This is a genomic window from Streptomyces longisporoflavus, assembly GCF_014649775.1.
Classification (GTDB): Bacteria; Actinomycetota; Actinomycetes; order Streptomycetales; family Streptomycetaceae; genus Streptomyces; species Streptomyces longisporoflavus.
In genome coordinates this window covers 1-13,430 of the sequence record NZ_BMTR01000063.1, presented here as the reverse complement: position 1 = coordinate 13,430, position 13,430 = coordinate 1, and the positions used below count along the sequence as shown (strand labels likewise).

Sequence of the window (13,430 nt, the reverse complement as noted above, 5' to 3'; positions counted from 1 at the left end):
ACCACCCACGACCAGCGGTGACTACCCACCGAAGGGCGACGAGGAAGAGAAACAACTACTCAGCGAAGGTGACGTAGGCGGAGCCGCCGGGCCCGAGGGTGATGTTCTCCGGCCGCTGTCCGTCGGCCATGTCCAGGTGCGCCACGACACGCACGTGGGACACCGGGGCGTCGGCGGCGGACGCCGGGCCGGCGGCGGTCAGGGCGAGGGCCGCCGCGACGGCCGCCACCGCGAGAGCGGGCCGCTTCGACGGGATCGGGGTTCTGCGCATGGGTCCACATGTCTTTCTGGTTGCCGGGCTCTGCTGGTTGCCGGGCTCTGCCGGGGGCGCGGGGACGTGAGATGACGGGGTGGGGGCCGACCGCGCGGGCTGGCCGGGGGACGAGTCCGCGCGGTCGGGGTGGGTCAGCTGGTGGCGTGGACGGCGGTGAGGATGAGGGCGGCGACGTCCTTGGGGCGGGAGACGGCCACGGCGTGGGAGGCGCCGTCGAGTTCGACGATGGTGGCGGCGGCGCGTTCGGCGCCGAAGCGTTCGACGTCGGGGTTGATGGCCTGGTCGGCGCCGGCGATCAGGGCCCAGGAGGGCTTGGTCTTCCAGGCGGCGGCCGAGGCGCGCTCCTCGAACACGGCGGCGGCCAACGGCCGCTGGGTCACCGCCAGGACCTTGGTGACCGCGGCCGGCACGTCGGCGGCGAAGATGTCCGGGAACGCCCGGGGCGTGATGGTGACTTCCGTCGCGGGCGCCGCGCCCTCGACCGGGTACGTCGCCTCCTTCAGGTTGCTGACCAGCGGGGAGAGCGGGAAGCGGCCCTGGAGTTCCCCGAGGCTCTCGCCCTCTTCGAGGACGTAGGCGGCGACGTAGACGAGTCCGACGACGTTGTGCGCGGTGCCGGCGACGGTGATGAGGGCGCCGCCGTAGGAGTGGCCCACCAGCACGACAGGGCCGTCGATCTGGGCCGCCACGGAGGCGATGTACGCGGCGTCCGACGCCAGACCGCGCAGCGGATTGGACGGTGCCACCACGGGCACGTCGTGGTTCTGCAGTTCCGTGATGACGCCGGTCCAGCTGGCGGCATCGGCGAAGGCGCCGTGTACGAGGACGACGGTGGGGGTGGGCTGGGTGGCCATGTGGGTCGGTTCTCCCGGGAGTTGTGGGTTCAAGGGGGTGACAGCCGTGCGTCAGCGCGCGGCGAGGGTGGTGCGCAGAGTGGTGACGGCCAGGGCGATGGCGGTCTGAGCGGCGTGGGTCTCGCGCAGGGCGTTGAGCATGACGAAGTCGTGGATGACGCCCTGGAAGCGGACCGCGGTGACCGGGACGCCGGCCTGACGCAGCTTGTTGGCGTACGCCTCGCCCTCGTCGCGCAGCACGTCGGCCTCACCGGTGATGACCAGGGCGGGCGGCAGCCCGGTCAGCTGCTCCGTGGTGGCCCGCAGCGGGGAGGCGGTGATCTGCGCCCGCTCGCCCGCGTCGGTGGTGTACTGGTCCCAGAACCACTGCATGCCGTCCCGGCGCAGGAAGTAGCCCTCGGCGAACTGGTGGTAGGAGCCGGTGTCGAAGCTCGCGTCGGTGACCGGGTAGAACAGCACCTGGCCGAGGAGCGGCACATCGCCGCGCTCCTTGGCCATCAGCGTCAGCGCGGCGCTCATGTTGCCGCCCACCGAGTCCCCGGCCACCGCGAGGCGTGCCCCGTCGAGGCCGTGCGCGGCGCCCTCCTCGACGACCCACCGGGCCACCGCGTAGTTCTGCTCGATGGCCACCGGGTAGCGCGCCTCCGGGGAGAGGTCGTACTCCGGGAAGACCACCGCCGCCCGGACGCCGACCGCGAGCTCGCGCACCAGGCGGTCATGGGTGTGCGCGTTGCCGAACACCCAGCCCGCCCCGTGGATGTAGAGGATCACCGGCAGCGGCCCGGACACGCCCGCGGGCCGCACGATCCGCGCCCGCACACTGCCCGTCGGCCCCCCGGAGACCGAGACCCACTCCTCGTCCACCTCCGGCAGCTCCACCGGCCCGGACTGCACCTCGTCGACCGCCTTGCGCCCCTCCTCCGGGGCCAGATCGAACAGGAAGGGGGGACGCGACGTCGCCTCGGCGAACGCCGCCGCGGCCGGCTCGAGCACCGGCACGACCAGCTCTGCACCATCGGACATGGAAAACACCTCGCTATGCGGTCCCGCACCGGACTGTCCGGCGGGACGACCCCGATCCGGACGCGAATCCGGGGGGTACTGCCGCCAAGCTAAAGGCGGACGAACGCGGGGAATTGCCTGTCAGCGCACCGGATGTGACCTGACAGCGCACCGCGAAATCCAGTGCGCTGACGGCACGAATTGAGTGCGCTGCGGGGACACACCGCGGCAGCGGACGGAAATAACGTGGCGGGGCAGCCGCAGGTCGTCGTCCCCGCTCATGGGCCCGGCGGCCGGAGGAGAACGCGGAATGCGTTCCGCGGAGAATTCCCGCCCGTCATTCAGCGCGAATCGCCGCTTACGCAGTGACGGTGCCAATCGCTACGTACGCAGTGACGGTGCGCTCCCGGTTCTCTTCCGTCCCCCGCTGCGATCCGAAAGCCGTCAACGCAATTCATCTCGTAGGAGGTTGTCGAAAGGTGCCCACGATGCCGGTCGGCGGGCTGGTTCCCCATGCCGCCGACGACGCGGCGGACCTCGTCGTCCGCAACGCGAAAATACACACGGGAGATCCGGGCCTGCCGCAGGCCGAGGCGCTCGCCATCCGGGCCGGTGTCATCACGGTCGTCGGCGACGACAACGACGTGGCCCCGCAGATCGGCCCGGCCACGAAGGTGGTGGACGCCCTTGGCCGCCGCATGGTCCCCGGCCTCAACGACTCCCATCTGCACGTGATCCGGGGCGGCCTCAACTACGTCCTTGAGCTGCGCTGGGACGGTGTTCCCACGCTGGGCCAGGGCCTGGCGATGCTGCGCGAACAGGCGGCCCGCACGCCGAAGGGGCAGTGGGTGAGGGTAGTTGGCGGATGGTCGGCCGAGCAGTTCGCCGAACGACGCCTGCCGACCGTCGCCGAACTGAACGCCGCCGCCCCGGACACCCCGGTGTTCGTCCTGCACCTCTACCAGTCGGCGGTCCTCAACCGCGCCGCGCTCAAGGCCGCCGGATTCACCCGCGACACACCCGATCCGAAGGGCGGGCAGATCGTACGGGGCCGGGACGGCGAGCCGACCGGCATGCTCCTGTCCGCCCCCAGCGCCCTGATCCTCTACTCCACCCTGGCCAAGGCGCCGGTGCTCCAGGGCGAGGACAAGAAGACCTCCACCCGGCATTTCCTGCGCGAGCTCAACCGGTTCGGGCTCACCTCGGCCATCGACGCGGCGGGGGGATTCCAGAACTTCCCCGAGAACTACAGCACCGTCGTCGAACTGGCCGCGGCCGGCCAGCTCTCCTTGCGCATCGCGTATCACCTGTTCCCGCAGACCGCGGGCCAGGAGATCGACGACCTGGCCCGCTGGATCGAAATGGCCAGGCCCGAGGACGGCGACGCATGGCTGCGGCTCAACGGCGCGGGGGAGAACCTCACGTGGGCGGCGGCGGACTTCGAGAATTTCGCCCAGCCCCGCCCTCAACTCGCCTCCGGCTATGAGACGGAATTCGAGAAGGCGGTCCGCCTCCTCATGGAGAACGGCTGGGGCTTCCGGCTGCACGCCACGTATGACGAGACCATCCGGCGCGATCTCGCCGTATTCGAGAAGCTGGCCGCGGAAGGGCTCTTCCCGTCCGGAAACCGCTGGCTGTTCGACCACGCGGAGACCGTCTCGCCGGACAGCCTCGACCGCATCGCCGCCCTGGGCGGCGCCCTGTCGGTGCAGAACCGGCTCTCCTTCCAGGGCGAGGCGTTCGTACGCCGCTACGGCCCCGGCATCGCGGCCGACGCCCCGCCGATCGGGGCGATGCTGGAGCGTGGCCTGACCGTCGGCGCGGGCACCGACGCGACCCGGGTCTCCACGTACAACCCGTGGGTCGCCCTGCACTGGCTGATCACCGGCCGGACCGTGGGCGACCTGGTCGTCCGCCCGCCGCACAACCGCGTCGACCGGCGGACCGCCCTCGCCATGTTCACCGAGGCGGGTGCCTCGCTGACCGGCGAGGAGAACGTCAAGGGCGTGCTGCGCCCGGGATTCCTCGGCGACCTCGCGGTGCTGTCGGAGGACTACTTCACCGTGCCCGAGCCGGACATCGCGCACATCGAGTCCCTCCTGACGGTCGTCGGCGGCCGGATCGTCTACGCCGCCGGCGAGTACGAGGGCCTCGACGAGGAGCTGCCCCCGATCAGCCCGGAGTGGAGCCCGGTGGCGCGCTTCGGCGGCTACCAGGCCACGCCCTCCACCGGCCTGTCGGGCTCGCGCCAGGCCGAACTGCTCGGCCAGGCCGCCGCGGAATCCGAGCAGCACCGCCAATGGCGTGTGCGCCGCGGTCTCGCTCCCCACACGGAGAGCCCGGTCTTCGACCCCTGCTTCGTGCTCTGAACTCCCGGCAGGGGACCGGCGCCGCGCCGCCCCTCCCGGTATCACCCGCAGGCCGTCCGGCGGACGGCTGCTCACACCAGCGGACACCCGTCCGCGATCACTCCGCTCATGGAAGGCACTCTCATGGTCAACATCTCCGACGTCACCGCGGTCCCCAGCCCTGACCTGCTCACCCCCGACAACTGCGCCGTGCTGTTCGTGGACCACCAGCCGCAGATGTTCTTCGCCGCCGGGAGCGGCGACCGCTCCTCGGTCATCAACTCCACCGTGGGCCTGGCCAAGGCGGCCAGGGTCTTCGACGTGCCGGTGGTGCTGAGCACCGTGGCGGCGGAGTCCTTCTCGGGGCCGCTCCTTCCGCAGCTGGCCGCGGTCTTTCCCGACCAGAAGATCATCGACCGGACGTCGATGAACGCCTGGGAGGACACCGCCTTCGTGGAGGCGGTCAAGGCGACCGGGCGCAAGAAGCTCGTCATCGCGGGCCTGTGGACCGAGGTCTGTGTCGTGCTGCCGGCCCTCTCCGCCCTCTCCCAGGGCTACGAGGTGTACGTCGTCACCGACGCGTCGGCCGGCGTCAGTCCGCAGGCACACGAGCACGCCGTGCAGCGCATGATCCAGGTCGGCGCCGTCCCGGTGACCTGGGTGCAGGTGCTCCTCGAACTCCAGCGGGACTGGGCGCGTACGGAGACGTACGTCCCGGTCACGGACGTGGTGAAGGAGCACGCCGGTGCCTATGGCCTCGGCGTCGTCTACGCGCAGTCCGTCATCGGAGCCCACGCGGCCGGCTGACCCCCGCCCCCGAGCATTGACGGCACGTCAGGAACAGGCAGGAACGATATGGACACCGGATTGTTGGTCCTCCGGCTGGTGGCGGGGCTCCTCGTGGCCGGACACGGAGTGCAGAAAGTCAGCTTCCGTCTTGGCGGCAAGGGCCTGGCGGGCGGAACCGAGGAGTTCCGGCGCGACGGCTTCCGCGGCGGCCGGCTCACGGCACTCGCCGCGGGCGGCAGCCAGATCGGCGCCGGTCTGTTCCTGGCGGCCGGGCTGCTCACGCCCATGGCGGCGATGGCCGCCATGGGTGTCATGACGGTGGCGAGCACCGTCAAGTGGCACAAGGGCCTGTGGGTGCAGGACGACGGCTACGAGTACCCGATGGTGCTCGTCGTCATCTCCGCGGCCCTGGCCCTCACCGGCCCCGGCCGGTGGTCCGCCGACCATGTGCTCGGGCTGACCCCCTGGCCCCTGTGGCTCGGCGTCGCCGCGATCGTGCTCGGCCCGGCCAGCGGACTGCTCACCCGTGCGGTGCTGCACCGCCCCGCCGCCCCGGAAGGAACACGCCCCCATGCGCAAGCTGCTGACTGACGCGGCCCTCACCCTGGCCCCGCCGAAGGGGGACCGGCACGGCCCCCTCATGCCACTGCTGCTGACGCTGACGCTGGTGACCGGCCTTGTCGACGCGGTCAGTTATCTGGCGCTCGGGCACGTCTTCGTCGCCAACATGACCGGCAACGTGGTCTTCCTGGGGTTCGCCCTCGCGGGCGCCGAGGGCCTGTCCGCGACGGCCTCCTTGGTGGCGATGGCGGCGTTCCTCGCCGGCGCGCTGGCCGGCGGCCGCTTCGGCACCCGGTTCGCCGGGCACCGGGGCCGGTTGCTGACCCTCGCCACCGCACTGCAGACGGTGCTGGTCGCCGCGTCCGTCCTCGCGGCCGCGGTCTCGCACGGCCCGGTGGGCACCGGGGAGCGGTACACACTGATCGTGCTTCTGGGCCTGGCCATGGGGCTGCAGAACGCGATCGCCCGGCGGCTCGGCGTCCCGGACCTGACCACGACGGTGCTCACCCTGACCCTGACGGGCCTGGCCGCCGACTCCGCGTCGGCGGGCGGGGCGGCACCCCGCCCCGGCCGACGGTTCCTCTCCGTCCTTGCCATGTTCCTGGGGGCCCTGATCGGTGCCGTGCTGGCGCGGCACGCCGAACTCGCGCTCACCCTGGGCCTGGCGACGGTGCTCCTGGTGGGGACGTCGGTGGCCGTGCACCGTCTCTCCCGCGGCGACGAGCCGTGGATCAAGCCACTGTCCTGAAGCGCCGTACGCGTGCCCGGCGGAGCGCCTCCTGACCGGGCGGCGCTCCCGCCTTGAAGGGACAGTGCTGCGCTGCCGGAGCACAAGACGTGCGCTCCCGGTCATGGCGCGCCCATCGGCCGAGCCTACGGTCCAAAAAATACTGAATCCGCAGGCCACGGGCACCGTGCAAGACCGGGGCCCGCACTCTCACTTGGGCAGGCACCCGCATGAAAGCAGCACCACCGGCGCCCGGCTCCCCAGCGGGGGACTCGCCCTGGGCCCCGCTCGCGGCGCGCGTCTTCCGCGCGCTGTGGATCGCTCAACTGGTCTCCAACGTCGGTGGCTGGATGCAGGCGGTGGGCGCCCAGTGGCTTCTGATCGGACACGACGCCGCGCTGGTGACGCTCGTGCAGACCGCCTCCAGCCTTCCCGTCGTGCTGCTGGCTCTGCCGTCGGGGGTGCTGGCCGACCGGTTCAACCGCCGCACGGTGCTGCTCGCCGCCCAGTTCGCCATGCTGGCCGTCTCGACCGTGCTGGCGGTGCTGGCGTTCGCGGACGCCCTCACTCCGGCCGTGCTGCTCGGGCTCACGTTCCTGCTGGGATGCGGCACGGCGCTGATGGGGCCCGCCTGGCAGGCCGTACAGCCGGAGCTGGTGGAGCGCCGCCAGCTGGGGCAGGCGGCGGCCCTGGGCGCCGTGAACATGAACCTGGCCCGCGCCGTCGGCCCGGCACTCGGCGGGGCGGTGGTCGCCGCGGCCGGCACGGGCTGGGTCTTCGCCTTCAACGCCGCCTCCTACCTCGGCATCGCCGCCGTACTGCTGCTGTGGAAGCCGCCGGCGTCCCAAGTACCCGCCGTCCGGGGCGAGAAGCTTCTGGCCGCTGCACACGCCGCGCGCCGCTACGTGTGGAACGCCCCCGGCGTCCGCAGGGTCCTGCTGCGCACGGCCCTGTTCATCCCCGGAGGGGCTGCCCTGTGGTCCCTGCTTCCGCTGGTCGCGAGCCGCTCCCTCGGTCTGGGGTCGGGCGGGTACGGACTGCTGCTCGGGGTGGTCGGCCTCGGGGCGGTCGGCGGTGCCTTCGTGCTGCCGGCGATCCGGCGGGCCTGCGGTGTCAACGGCACCCTCGCCGCCGGAACCGTGGTCTTCGCCGGGGCCTTGGCGGTCCTGGCCACCGTGCGCATCCCCTGGGCGGCGGCGGTGGCGCTGCTGCCCGCGGGCCTGGCCTGGATCGCCGTGCTGTCCACGCTCAACGCGGCCGTCCAGGCACGCCTGCCCGGCTGGGTCAGGGCCCGTGGCCTCGCCGTCTATCTGCTGGTCTTCCAGGGCGGGCAGGCGCTGGCGGCACCGCTGTGGGGCCTGCTGGCCGAGCGGCTCGGGCTGCGTGCCACCCTCCTGCTCGGCGGTGCTCTGCTGCTCGCGGGCGCGGCGAGCCTGCGCCGGTGGCCGCTGCGCGGCACCGACGGCATCGACCCGACCCCGTCCGACCACTGGCCCGTGCCGCCCCTGCTGTTCGAGCCCGGACCGTCCGACGGCCCCGTGCTCGTCTCCGTCAGCTACCGGGTCGCCCCCGGAAACGGAGTGGCTTTCACCGCCCGCATGGATCAGGTGGCCCGCTCACGGCGGCGTACGGGAGCCCTGTCCTGGGGCCTCTACCAGGACGGCCGGGAGCCGGACCGCTTCGTCGAGAACTACCTGGTCGCTTCCTGGGCGGAGCATCTCGCCCAGCACCACGGCCGGCTCACGAACACGGACCGCCGGCATGAGGAGCACGCCCGCGAACTGCTCGCGGCGCCACCCGAGGTGACCCATGCCTTCGACGCCACCGCGGGGCCGGTGCGGGACGTGAAGGAGCAAGCCGATGCCGGGGCCTGACGCCCCCTCGGCTCAGGGCGCCTGGGCCAGAAACTTCTCGACCACGGCGTTGAACGCGGGCGGATTCTCGAGAAAGGGGAAGTGCGAGGAGGCCACGTCCGCGGGGAAGACGTGCAGTTGGGCGTCCGGGATCTCCCGGGCGAGGAAGCGCTGGGAGTCGGGACTCACATGACTGCCCTCGCACGCGATCACCAGCGTCGGCACGTCCACCCGCGGCAGCAGGTCGCGCCAGTCCTGCGCGCAGTGGTCGAACAACAACGGGACACCGGCATACGCGGGCGTCGCCTTGATCTCCTCGGCGACGAAGGCCAGGACCTCGGGGTCGGTGGGGCCGGAGAACATGCCGCGCACGAAGTCGTGACGCACGCGGTCGCCGTCCGGTCCCGCCAGTGCGGCGCCGAGTTCGAGCAGCCCCTGGACGTCGAAGATGGCGCCGGACGCCCGCTGTTCGTCGGGGGTCATCCAGGGAACGGCCGCGACGGCCGCCGGCTGATCGACGGCGACGAACCGCCGGATCCGGCCGGTGCCCCACTGGTCCATGAAGCTCCACCACACCGATACGCCCATCGACCAGCCGAGGGCGTCGAAACGCTCCAGGCCCAGGTGGTCCACGAGTTCGAGGACGTCACGGGCCAGGCGGGCGATGCGGTAGCCGTGGCGGGGCTTCCCGGACCTGCCGTGACCGCGCAGATCCACGGTGATGACGCGCCGGGTCGGGGCCAGGCCGCTCAGCTGGTGCCGGAACATCTCCTGGGTCTGCCCCCAGCCGTGGAGCAGGACCAGGGGGACTCCGTCGCCCTCGCTGTCGCGGTACGCGAGTCTCGTACCGTCGTTCGTCGTCAGCTCGTCCACGAGGACCCCCTGGTGTTCCACCCGCTCAGTGCGGGTTGTTGTCGAAGGGCCTTTCTACAGAACAGGAAAGACGCCCGGCAAGTTTTTCCTACCGGGAGCGCACTATTCTTTTCTCAGAGTGCACAGTGCGGCGCGGGAAGGGCATGACGGGAATTATCCCGTGCGGTGGCGCACGCCGGAGAGCCGCGTCCGCATCAGCCGCTTTGGCCGGTGACTTCGGCGACGGCGCGGTCGAGATCGATGTACGCGCTCTCCGCGCCCGGGGGCACCACCGCGAAGGACTGCTCCAGGAACGAGGTGACATCGGTGGCCGTGATCTCGATCACCGCCGCCCCGGCGGCCGTTCTGAGGACCAGGCGCACGCGGGGCGGACGGCTCGTGTTCACCGGGGTGACCTGCACGTCTCCGATTCCTGTCGGCAGGTGCCGACCCTCGGCGAGCAGGCTTCGGGCAAAGACCCAGTCGACGGGGCGGGTCAGCGGCGCACCGAGGGAGAGACGCACCGCGCAGGGGTCGGTCAGGTCGTAGTGCAGCTCCGCGGGCAGTGGCGCGGGGGGTTTGTCCGGGCCGCCGACGTACACGGTCACCGTGCACCTGACCGAGGTGAGAGGCTGGTTCATTTCGTCCGCCAACTATGTTCGCTGAAAAGGATTTTCTGAAGGGGACCCTAAAACCGGGCGGCGGATGCGTATGGTCGAGGAATGCACGGAGCGTTGCCCGAGGGAGAACAGCGTCGGGCAGATCACGGGGTGTTCTCGCGCACGGGGTGTTTACTCATGATGGAGACGCGGTTGAAGGCGTTGATGGCGATCGCCACCCAGATGACCGCGGAGATCTCGTCGTCGGTGAGGACGGGGCGGGCAGCGGCGTAGGCGCTGTCCTGGAGGGCGCCGTCCGCCGGTGCGGTGGTCGCCTCGGCCAGGGCCAGTGCCGCACGTTCGCGCGCCGTGAACAGCTCGGTGTCACGCCAGGCCGGCAGGACGCCCAGACGCCGGGTGGTCTCGCCCGCCCGCAGGGCCGCGCGGGTGTGCACATCCAGGCAGTAGGCGCAGCCGTTGAGCTGGGAGACGCGGAGGTTGACCAGTTCCACCAGGACGCGGTCGAGGCCGGCTCCGTCGGCGGTCGCGCGGACCTGCCGGGCCGTCTCGGTCAGCGCGCGGTAGGGCCCGGGGCTCTGCTTGTCGAGGAAGACCCGCCCGCCCGCGCGGACGGTCATCGTGTCGCTCACCTTGTGCTCCTTCATGGAAACGCTGCCGTGCCTCGTGGACTTCGCCGTGCGCTTCATCGAGCGCCAGGACTTAGTATCAGGCATGATTGTTGAACATAAAACCAATTTGAGGAAGGGTGTGCGATGAGCAACGTCGAGGCGGACCCCGCCGCACTGCGATGCGGCGCGGCCGAACCCGGTGAAGTCGCGCCACAGGTCGAGGTGCTGTCGGCGAGAGACGTCCCGCTGGGCGGGCCGCGGGCGATGACCGTGCGGCGCACGCTGCCGCAGCGGGCCCGGACACTGATCGGAGCCTGGTGTTTCGTCGACCACTACGGCCCCGACGACGTGGCCGTGTCGGGCGGCATGGACGTCGCGCCGCATCCGCACACCGGCTTGCAGACGGTGAGTTGGTTGTTCAGCGGGGAGATCGAGCACCGCGACAGCATGGGGAGCCACGCCCTGGTGCGGCCCGGTGAACTCAACCTGATGACCGGCGGGCACGGCATCAGCCACACGGAGGTATCCACTCCCGGCACCACCGTCCTGCACGGCGTCCAGCTGTGGGTGGCGCTTCCCGCGCGACACCGGCACACCGGCCGGGACTTCCGCCACCACGCCCCGGCCCCCGTCCGGGTCGACGGAGCGGACGTCCGCGTCTTCCTGGGGTCACTCGCCGGCGACACCTCACCGGTGCCCACCTTCACCCCCCTCCTCGGCGCCGAAGTCATCCTCGATCCGGGAGCGACCACGACCCTGGAGACGGACGCCGGTTTCGAACACGGCCTGCTCGTCGACCAGGGGACGATCCGCCTCGCCGGAACGCCGCTGCACGCCGCCGAGCTGGGCTACGTCACCACGGGCCACGACACCCTGACGCTGACGAACGAGACGAACGCCCCCGCCCGAGCCGTCCTCCTTGGCGGAGCGCCGTTCGAGGAACAGATCGTCATGTGGTGGAACTTCGTCGGCCGCAGCCACGAGGACATCGTCGAGGCCAGAGAAGCCTGGCAGAACGCCTCCGACCGCTTCGGCCACGTCGACGGCTACGACGGAGAGCGCATCCCCGCGCCCGCCCTTCCCAACGCCACCATCGCCCCTCGCTCCAACCCCACCAGCCCCAAGGGCACCCGATGACCCAGCCCGCCCCGTCCGAAAGGCACCCGATGACCCAGCCCGCCGCCACACCGGCCGTCCGGCGAGTGGATCTCCGCCACCGTTACGAAATCCTGGTCGACGAGAAGACCGCGGGCCTGACGGCCTACCGCGATCGCGACGACCGACGCGTCTTCTTCCACACCGAGGTCGACGACGCCTTCGCCGGACAAGGTCTTGCCGCGATCCTCGTGCGGGAGGCCCTGACCGACGTACGCGCCTCGGGCCTGCGGATCGTGCCGGTCTGCCCGTACGTGGCCAAGTTCCTCAAGAAGCACGAGGAGTTCGCCGACATCACCGACCCGGTCACACCCGAGATCCTGCAGTGGCTGGAGAGCGAGCTGTCGCGCTGAGCCGCCGCCGGCGACGGATCCTCACACTGTTGAATATTTGATCTCCGAGTTTCACACCTTGTAGAAAGGAGTCCGCTAAAAGGGGTGGACATGGCTGAACAGGTACAACGCGCTCAAGTGGGCAGTGATGCGCTACAGAGACTGGTGGAGGAACTCGCGGCGAAGCTCCGCCGGTCCGTGGTCGTGGACGACCCTCTCGTCAGGTTCATCTGCTCCAGCCGGCACTTCGAGGACGCCGACCCGGTCCGCATCCGCAGCCTGCTCCAGGGCCGCGCGGACAGTGAGATCATCCGTTACGTCCTGGACCAAGGCGTGGCCCAGTGGACCAAGCCGGGATTCATCGCGGGCCGCGACGACCTGGGCCTGCTTACGCGCTACTGCGTGCCGCTGCGGGAACGCGGACACCTCCTCGGCCTGCTGATGGTCGTCTCGCCGGACGGCCGGCTGACGCCTGGGGAGACCGAGGCCATCGCCCGGACATCCGCGCGCGTCGCCGCCCAGATGTACGCGGAGCACGCGGCGGCCGACGCCGACGAGGCACAGGAACGGGAACTGCTCTCGGCACTGCTGGGGGCGAGCGCCACCGCGCGCAACACTGCCCGGGAGCGGCTCCGGGACAGCGGTGTGCTCCCCGACGCGGGGCACGCCGTCGTCACCGTCGTCCAGGTGGCCCCCTCCCCGGAACCTCCCGGCCAGGTGGAGGTCGCCCTGCGCGGCGCGCTGGAGGGCCTGACCCGCACACGGTCGGCGCACGGTCTCCTGACCGTCGGCGCCGAGCGCGCCGTCCTGCTCCAGGTCGGCGACCGGCCGGTGAGCGGCCGCGAGCTGACGGAGCAGTCCCTGCGGGTCATCGAAGCCCTGGACACCTTTCTGGACGCCTCGGCCGCGCCCGTACTGGGGATCGGCGGGCGCCAGAGCGGTGTGGCCGACGCGTGGACCTCCTACGAACAAGCGGTCGTGGCGGCCCGTGCGGCGCGCCGCATGCCGCGCCTCAAGCGAGTCGGGGACTGGGAAGAGCTCGGAGAGTTCGCCGTGCTCCTGCAACTGCCCGACCACGCCCTGAACGACTCCCTGCTGCCGAAGTCGCTGCGCACCTTGCTGGAGGCGGCGGGCGGCCAGCGACTGGAGGAGACCCTGCGGTCCTTCCTCGAACACGCCGGGTCGATCCCCAGGACCGCCGAAGCCCTGCAGATCCACCGCACCTCTCTGTACTACCGCCTGCGGCAGATCCAGGAGGTCACCGGCCTCGACCTGGACAGCGGCGACGACCGTCTCGTCCTGCACCTGGGCCTGCGCGTCCGGGACCTCCTGGTCACGCCCGGGGACGGCACCGCGGCTTGAGCCCCGCGCGCCCCGGCGCCCCCGCTGACTCCCCCGTTATCTTTTCCGCGGTCCTGCAATGGGACTGCTGGCCTCCGGGCCCGGCATGACTGT

14 protein-coding genes are annotated in these 13,430 nt (G+C 71.3%); 8 read left to right on the top strand and 6 right to left on the bottom strand.

Annotated features, from left to right (window positions below; translation table 11 throughout):
- Positions 1–55 precede the first annotated feature (55 nt).
- The 3 genes from IE226_RS42640 to IE226_RS42630 form a co-directional block, all read right to left on the bottom strand.
- Positions 56–271, bottom strand: a complete 216-nt coding sequence (locus IE226_RS42640; RefSeq protein ID WP_190086916.1) for a hypothetical protein — start codon at positions 269–271, stop codon at positions 56–58.
- Between the two features lie 134 nt (positions 272–405).
- A complete protein-coding gene (locus IE226_RS42635; RefSeq protein WP_190086915.1) occupies positions 406–1,128 on the bottom strand; it encodes an alpha/beta fold hydrolase in 723 nt (240 codons plus the stop codon).
- Between the two features lie 51 nt (positions 1,129–1,179).
- Complete coding sequence (locus tag IE226_RS42630; RefSeq protein WP_190086914.1) at positions 1,180–2,151, bottom strand: alpha/beta hydrolase; 972 nt, start codon at positions 2,149–2,151, stop codon at positions 1,180–1,182.
- A 467-nt stretch (positions 2,152–2,618) separates the two neighbouring features.
- Here IE226_RS42630 and IE226_RS42625 point away from each other — a divergent pair, with 467 nt between their 5' ends.
- The 5 genes from IE226_RS42625 (at position 2,619) to IE226_RS42605 (ending at position 8,429) form a co-directional block, all read left to right on the top strand.
- On the top strand, positions 2,619–4,499 hold the full coding sequence (locus tag IE226_RS42625) for an amidohydrolase (protein WP_190086921.1): 1,881 nt from the start codon (positions 2,619–2,621) through the stop codon (positions 4,497–4,499).
- Between the two features lie 123 nt (positions 4,500–4,622).
- A complete protein-coding gene (locus tag IE226_RS42620) occupies positions 4,623–5,285 on the top strand; it encodes a hydrolase (RefSeq protein ID WP_190086920.1) in 663 nt (220 codons plus the stop codon).
- 48 nt (positions 5,286–5,333) lie between these two features.
- Positions 5,334–5,858 (top strand): DoxX family protein, encoded by a 525-nt coding sequence (locus IE226_RS42615; protein WP_190086913.1) that lies wholly within the window; start codon positions 5,334–5,336, stop codon positions 5,856–5,858.
- Positions 5,839–6,576: a YoaK family protein gene (locus IE226_RS42610; RefSeq protein WP_190086912.1), complete on the top strand. Its 738-nt coding sequence runs from the start codon at positions 5,839–5,841 to the stop codon at positions 6,574–6,576. The genes IE226_RS42615 and IE226_RS42610 overlap by 20 nt, the downstream gene beginning before the upstream one ends.
- A gap of 209 nt (positions 6,577–6,785) precedes the next feature.
- Positions 6,786–8,429 (top strand): MFS transporter, encoded by a 1,644-nt coding sequence (locus IE226_RS42605; RefSeq protein WP_190086911.1) that lies wholly within the window; start codon positions 6,786–6,788, stop codon positions 8,427–8,429.
- A gap of 12 nt (positions 8,430–8,441) precedes the next feature.
- Here the strand turns inward: IE226_RS42605 and IE226_RS42600 are convergent, their stop codons facing one another.
- From IE226_RS42600 to IE226_RS42590, 3 genes are all read right to left on the bottom strand, one after another.
- Positions 8,442–9,302: an alpha/beta fold hydrolase gene (locus IE226_RS42600; protein WP_229871953.1), complete on the bottom strand. Its 861-nt coding sequence runs from the start codon at positions 9,300–9,302 to the stop codon at positions 8,442–8,444.
- 173 nt (positions 9,303–9,475) lie between these two features.
- The gene (locus IE226_RS42595) at positions 9,476–9,901 is read right to left on the bottom strand and encodes an SsgA family sporulation/cell division regulator (protein WP_190086910.1); all 426 of its coding nucleotides are present in this window, start codon (positions 9,899–9,901) and stop codon (positions 9,476–9,478) included.
- Positions 9,902–10,023: 122 nt separating this feature from the next.
- Positions 10,024–10,497, bottom strand: a complete 474-nt coding sequence (locus tag IE226_RS42590) for a carboxymuconolactone decarboxylase family protein (RefSeq protein ID WP_190086918.1) — start codon at positions 10,495–10,497, stop codon at positions 10,024–10,026.
- Positions 10,498–10,632: 135 nt separating this feature from the next.
- On the opposite strand from IE226_RS42590, the gene IE226_RS42585 reads away from it, so the two are divergent.
- From IE226_RS42585 to IE226_RS42575, 3 genes are all read left to right on the top strand, one after another.
- Positions 10,633–11,625, top strand: coding sequence for a pirin family protein (locus tag IE226_RS42585; protein WP_190086909.1), 993 nt, complete (start codon positions 10,633–10,635; stop codon positions 11,623–11,625).
- Positions 11,626–11,654: 29 nt separating this feature from the next.
- Positions 11,655–11,996 carry a GNAT family N-acetyltransferase gene (locus tag IE226_RS42580; protein ID WP_190086917.1) on the top strand — a complete coding sequence of 114 codons (342 nt, stop codon included), beginning with the start codon at positions 11,655–11,657 and terminating at the stop codon, positions 11,994–11,996.
- 90 nt (positions 11,997–12,086) lie between these two features.
- On the top strand, positions 12,087–13,337 hold the full coding sequence (locus tag IE226_RS42575; RefSeq protein ID WP_190086908.1) for a PucR family transcriptional regulator: 1,251 nt from the start codon (positions 12,087–12,089) through the stop codon (positions 13,335–13,337).
- Positions 13,338–13,430 lie beyond the last annotated feature (93 nt).

Bases quoted from the DNA above. Each gene is read 5' to 3' on its own strand.
- IE226_RS42610 (WP_190086912.1), top strand. From the start codon at position 5,839: ATGCGCAAGCTGCTGACTGACGCGGCCCTCACCCTGGCCCCGCCGAAG.
- IE226_RS42590 (WP_190086918.1), bottom strand. From the start codon at position 10,497: ATGACCGTCCGCGCGGGCGGGCGGGTCTTCCTCGACAAGCAGAGCCCC.
- IE226_RS42620 (WP_190086920.1), top strand. From the start codon at position 4,623: ATGGTCAACATCTCCGACGTCACCGCGGTCCCCAGCCCTGACCTGCTC.
- IE226_RS42625 (WP_190086921.1), top strand. From the start codon at position 2,619: ATGCCGGTCGGCGGGCTGGTTCCCCATGCCGCCGACGACGCGGCGGAC.
- IE226_RS42605 (WP_190086911.1), top strand. From the start codon at position 6,786: ATGAAAGCAGCACCACCGGCGCCCGGCTCCCCAGCGGGGGACTCGCCC.
- IE226_RS42615 (WP_190086913.1), top strand. From the start codon at position 5,334: ATGGACACCGGATTGTTGGTCCTCCGGCTGGTGGCGGGGCTCCTCGTG.
- IE226_RS42635 (WP_190086915.1), bottom strand. From the start codon at position 1,128: ATGGCCACCCAGCCCACCCCCACCGTCGTCCTCGTACACGGCGCCTTC.
- IE226_RS42640 (WP_190086916.1), bottom strand. From the start codon at position 271: ATGCGCAGAACCCCGATCCCGTCGAAGCGGCCCGCTCTCGCGGTGGCG.
- IE226_RS42630 (WP_190086914.1), bottom strand. From the start codon at position 2,151: ATGTCCGATGGTGCAGAGCTGGTCGTGCCGGTGCTCGAGCCGGCCGCG.
- IE226_RS42585 (WP_190086909.1), top strand. From the start codon at position 10,633: ATGAGCAACGTCGAGGCGGACCCCGCCGCACTGCGATGCGGCGCGGCC.
- IE226_RS42575 (WP_190086908.1), top strand. From the start codon at position 12,087: ATGGCTGAACAGGTACAACGCGCTCAAGTGGGCAGTGATGCGCTACAG.
- IE226_RS42580 (WP_190086917.1), top strand. From the start codon at position 11,655: ATGACCCAGCCCGCCGCCACACCGGCCGTCCGGCGAGTGGATCTCCGC.
- IE226_RS42595 (WP_190086910.1), bottom strand. From the start codon at position 9,901: ATGAACCAGCCTCTCACCTCGGTCAGGTGCACGGTGACCGTGTACGTC.